Source organism: Paenalcaligenes hermetiae (assembly GCF_039543645.1).
Classification (GTDB): domain Bacteria; phylum Pseudomonadota; class Gammaproteobacteria; order Burkholderiales; family Burkholderiaceae_B; genus Paenalcaligenes; species Paenalcaligenes hermetiae.
On sequence record NZ_BAABKD010000010.1, the window covers coordinates 1 to 3,800 of the forward strand.

Here is a 3,800-nt window from a genome sequence, read left to right on the forward strand (position 1 = left end):
ATCTGCTTGATCACTATAGGGTCTTCAATGCAGGCGATGACTTTCATGGCGCCGCCGCAGCCGCTGCAGGTCTGCGGATCACGGCCCGGCACGGCCTGCCTAGCTCGACGACCAGGTGATGATCGGTGACCGCGCTAGTTGAGCAACCGGCGTGCCATGGCGTTGACGGCCAGATCAATCGCCGCGCACTCGCCATCGCCATCGTCGATGAACCAGGCTGCCGACAAGCCGGTCCATGCAACGATCCAGCGCAGAAGCCGTTCGGGCTCAAGCCCGGTCTCGGCGGCCACAATGCCGAGCCGGGCCTCCAGCCGGCCCGGCAAGACCGCAAGCGGGCGACTCGGGTCGCTGAGGTCGGGGTTTGTAAAGATGTTGGCATAGTCGAAAGTGCGCTCGCCGAGCAACCCGTGCGGGTCAATGGCCAGCCACCCGCGGTCGCCGAAGTCGAGCACGTTCTCGTGGTGCAGGTCGCCGTGGAGCGGGCACACCTCGCGCGGCGCCGCCAGGAGTTGGCGGGCCACGCGGGCGGCGGGCGCAAGCGCCGCATGGTCCGGCGCCAGCTGGAAGAGCGGCTGGAACCATTCCTGCAGCGGATGGAGGTCGGGCAGCGGCCCGGACCGCGGAGCGTGCAGGCGCGCAGCCGTGCGGCAGAGGATCCTGCAGGCCTCGTCGTCCTGGCCGGACCACGCCATCTGTGCCAGGTCACCCGCCCCGGAGGCGCGCTCCATGAGCAGAGCGCCGGCCGCCGAGGCGAAGACCCGGGCAGCGCTTTGCCCGTCCCACCAGGTCAACAGGCGGTAACCGGCCTCTTCATCGGGAATGCGCGCGACCTTCAGCATCGCCGGCATGTCCCCCTGGCGGACGGCAAGCACCCAGCTCGAGTGGGTCGTGAGCAGCGCACCGTCGCGCTGCAGGCGCCAGCGCTCCATCCACGCAGTGACCTGAGGCGGAAAACGGGAAGACGCACTCATGAGATGCCTGCAAGCAATTCGTTCTGTATCAGGCGCAGGAGCGTCCCGTCCGGGTCGACCAAAGCGGCCATCGTGCCTCCCCACTCCTGTAGTTCGGGGGCATGGATGCGCGGATAGCCGCTGCTGGTTTCCTGGATGCCGACGGATTTGCACTGCCGGTAGAGCTCCGCGAGGTCGTCTAGCCTCAGGCAGCAGCTGAACCAACTCGCGAGGGGATCGAGCCCGGGGTGGGCGAAGAACTCCAGCATGAGATCCCCGCGCTGGAGGATCATCCAGCCGGCGTCCCGGAAAACGATTCCGAAGCCCAACCTTTCATAGAAGGCGGCGGTGGAATCGAAATCCCGTGATGGCAGGTTGGGCGTCGCTTGGTCGGTCATTTCGAACCCCAGATTCCCGCTCAGAAGAACTCGTCAAGTAGGCGATAGAAGGCGATGCGCTGCGAATCGGGAGCGGCGATACCGTAAAGCACGAGGAAGCGGTCAGCCCATTCGCCGCCAAGCTCTTCAGCAATATCACGGGTAGCCAACGCTATGTCCTGATAGCGGTCCGCCACACCCAGCCGGCCACAGTCGATGAATCCAGAAAAGCGGCCATTTTCCACCATGATATTCGGCAAGCAGGCATCGCCATGGGTCACGACGAGATCCTCGCCGTCGGGCATGCGCGCCTTGAGCCTGGCGAACAGTTCGGCTGGCGCGAGCCCCTGATGCTCTTCGTCCAGATCATCCTGATCGAAAAGACCGGCTTCCATCCGAGTACGTGCTCGCTCGATGCGATGTTTCGCTCGGTGGTCGAACGGGCAGGTAGCCGGATCAAGCGTATGCAGCCGCTGCAATGCATCAGCCATGATGGATACTTTCTCGGCAGGAGCAAGGTGAGACGACAGGAGATCCTGCCCCGGCACTTCGCCCAATAGCAGCCAGTCCCTTCCCGCTTCAGTGACAACGTCGAGCACAGCTGCGCAGGGAACGCTAGTTGTGGCCAGCCACGATAGCCGCGCTGCCTCGTCCTGCAGTTCATTCAGGGCACCGGACAGGTCGGTCTTGACAAAAAGAACCGGGCGCCCCTGCGCTGACAGCCGGAACACGGCGGCATCAGAGCAGCCGATTGTCTGTTGTGCCCAGTCATAGCCGAATAGCCTCTCCACCCAAGCGGCCGGAGAACCTGCGTGCAATCCATCTTGTTCAATCATGCGAAACGATCCTCATCTGGCTCATATATCTTCGGTCAGCGCCGGATGGGCAAAATACCAGGCAACCCGACCGGCGCAGAATTGCAAAGCTGATAAGATACAGTCCTGCACCGGCTATCCACACCCAACCATTCCACGAGGTTGCGGTGAATGTATAGAAAGCCGAGAAACCGAGCGGCCCGATAATCGAACTCAGATTGGTCAGGCTGGTCAGAGTACCCTGCAAACTTCCCTGCTCATTCTCTCCGACTGATCCTGATAGCATCGCCTGTAATGCGGGCATTCCTACGCCACCGGTTGCCAGCAGCAAAAGAACCGGCAGTACCATCCAGCTTCTTGTGATCAATGCCAGTGCCAGAAAACCGCAGGCATCAGCAACCATGCCTATGATCAATGTGCGATGCTCACCAAAACGGACGGACAGCGGGCCCGTAATGAAAGCCTGAAAAATCGCGTGCACCGCACCGAAAGCCGCCAGCGAAAAACCAACCATGGTTGTATCCCACGCAAAACGATCTTCCGTATAAATCACCCACAGCGTTGCAGGGAGCTGTCCCACCAGCTGGATAATGAAAAACACCAGCGCAAGCGCAGTCACACCTTTCAGTAAACTGCCCGGTAACAACAGCTTGGGGAAATTCCATATGCTTGTATTTTCCGGCTCTGCTGATGCATTACGGGTCTCTTTAAGAAACAGGCAGGCCAGCAAAAAACTGCCACCGTTCAATACCGCAGCTGCGATAAAAGGTGCATGAACAGAAAAGCCACCTGCCAGTCCGCCGATGGCTGGCCCCGCAATCATACCGGCACCGTAACAAGCTCCCATATAACCGAACCAGCGCGCCCTTTGGTTTGACGGTATTGTATCAGCAATAGCTGATGCCGCTACAGCGCCTGTTGCTCCGGTAATACCGGCGATCATACGACCGATATAAATCACCCAAAGCACAGGCGCTGCCGCCATAATAGCATAATCTACAGCAGCACCGGCCAGCGATACAATCAACACCGGACGACGGCCATAGCGATCTGAAAGCCTGCCAAGCAAGGGAGCAAACACCACCTGCATCAGAGCATAAGCGGCCAGCAACACACCATAATGCCCTGTCACTTGACCATCCGGCACAAGCCCGCGCAGCAGTTCCGGCAGCACCGGCATGACAAGCCCAAACCCCATTGCATCCAGCGTAATAACGCTGAGAACAACAGCAAGAGATTTATTCATCCGTGCTTTCATCTGCATGGCTCCATAATAATTTATCAATGATAAGGAAATGGACATAAAAACTTATCTGTGATAAATTGTCAAGCCTGCGAAAGGGACTTTGATGACGAAACTTGACCGGCAATCGGTTATTCGTGCCGCACTGGATCTGCTTAATGACGTTGGTGCTGACGGGCTGACAACGCGAAAAATTGCAGAGCGGCTGCATGTACAACAGCCTGCACTCTATTGGCATTTCCGCAATAAACGAGTGTTGCTGGATGCTTTAGCCGAAGCAATGCTGAACGAAAATCACAGTCATTCTCTGCCGCTTGAGGGAGAAGACTGGCGCCATTTTCTACGTATAGGAAGAATAAACGCCCTTTTCACCCAAGTCCAACAGCTTTGGACCGCAGTTGACTCTTTCGACACC

5 protein-coding genes are annotated in these 3,800 nt (G+C 58.7%); 1 reads left to right on the forward strand and 4 read right to left on the reverse strand.

Annotation, left to right across the window (positions count from 1 at the left end):
- Window positions 1-134: 134 nt before the first annotated feature.
- From aph(6)-Ic to tet(62), 4 genes are read right to left on the reverse strand one after another with little or no spacing between them, the layout of a single operon-like run.
- Window positions 135-971: an aminoglycoside O-phosphotransferase APH(6)-Ic gene (gene aph(6)-Ic / locus ABD980_RS09045; protein ID WP_345371170.1), complete on the reverse strand. Its 837-nt coding sequence runs from the start codon at window positions 969-971 to the stop codon at window positions 135-137.
- Complete coding sequence (gene ble / locus ABD980_RS09050) at window positions 968-1,348, reverse strand: BLMT family bleomycin binding protein (RefSeq protein WP_345371172.1); 381 nt, start codon at window positions 1,346-1,348, stop codon at window positions 968-970. The genes aph(6)-Ic and ble overlap by 4 nt, the downstream gene beginning before the upstream one ends.
- Window positions 1,349-1,368: 20 nt before the next feature.
- Window positions 1,369-2,163 (reverse strand): APH(3')-II family aminoglycoside O-phosphotransferase, encoded by a 795-nt coding sequence (locus ABD980_RS09055; RefSeq protein WP_287804258.1) that lies wholly within the window; start codon window positions 2,161-2,163, stop codon window positions 1,369-1,371.
- Complete coding sequence (gene tet(62), locus ABD980_RS09060) at window positions 2,156-3,388, reverse strand: tetracycline efflux MFS transporter Tet(62) (protein ID WP_345371178.1); 1,233 nt, start codon at window positions 3,386-3,388, stop codon at window positions 2,156-2,158. Before tet(62) ends, ABD980_RS09055 begins: the two co-directional genes overlap by 8 nt.
- 103 nt (window positions 3,389-3,491) lie before the next feature.
- On the opposite strand from tet(62), the gene ABD980_RS09065 reads away from it, so the two are divergent.
- A partial coding sequence (locus ABD980_RS09065; protein WP_345371176.1) for a TetR family transcriptional regulator occupies window positions 3,492-3,800 on the forward strand: 309 nt, incomplete at its 3' end.

Bases quoted from the DNA above. Each gene is read 5' to 3' on its own strand.
- ABD980_RS09055 (WP_287804258.1), bottom strand. From the start codon at position 2,163: ATGATTGAACAAGATGGATTGCACGCAGGTTCTCCGGCCGCTTGGGTG.
- ble (WP_345371172.1), bottom strand. From the start codon at position 1,348: ATGACCGACCAAGCGACGCCCAACCTGCCATCACGGGATTTCGATTCC.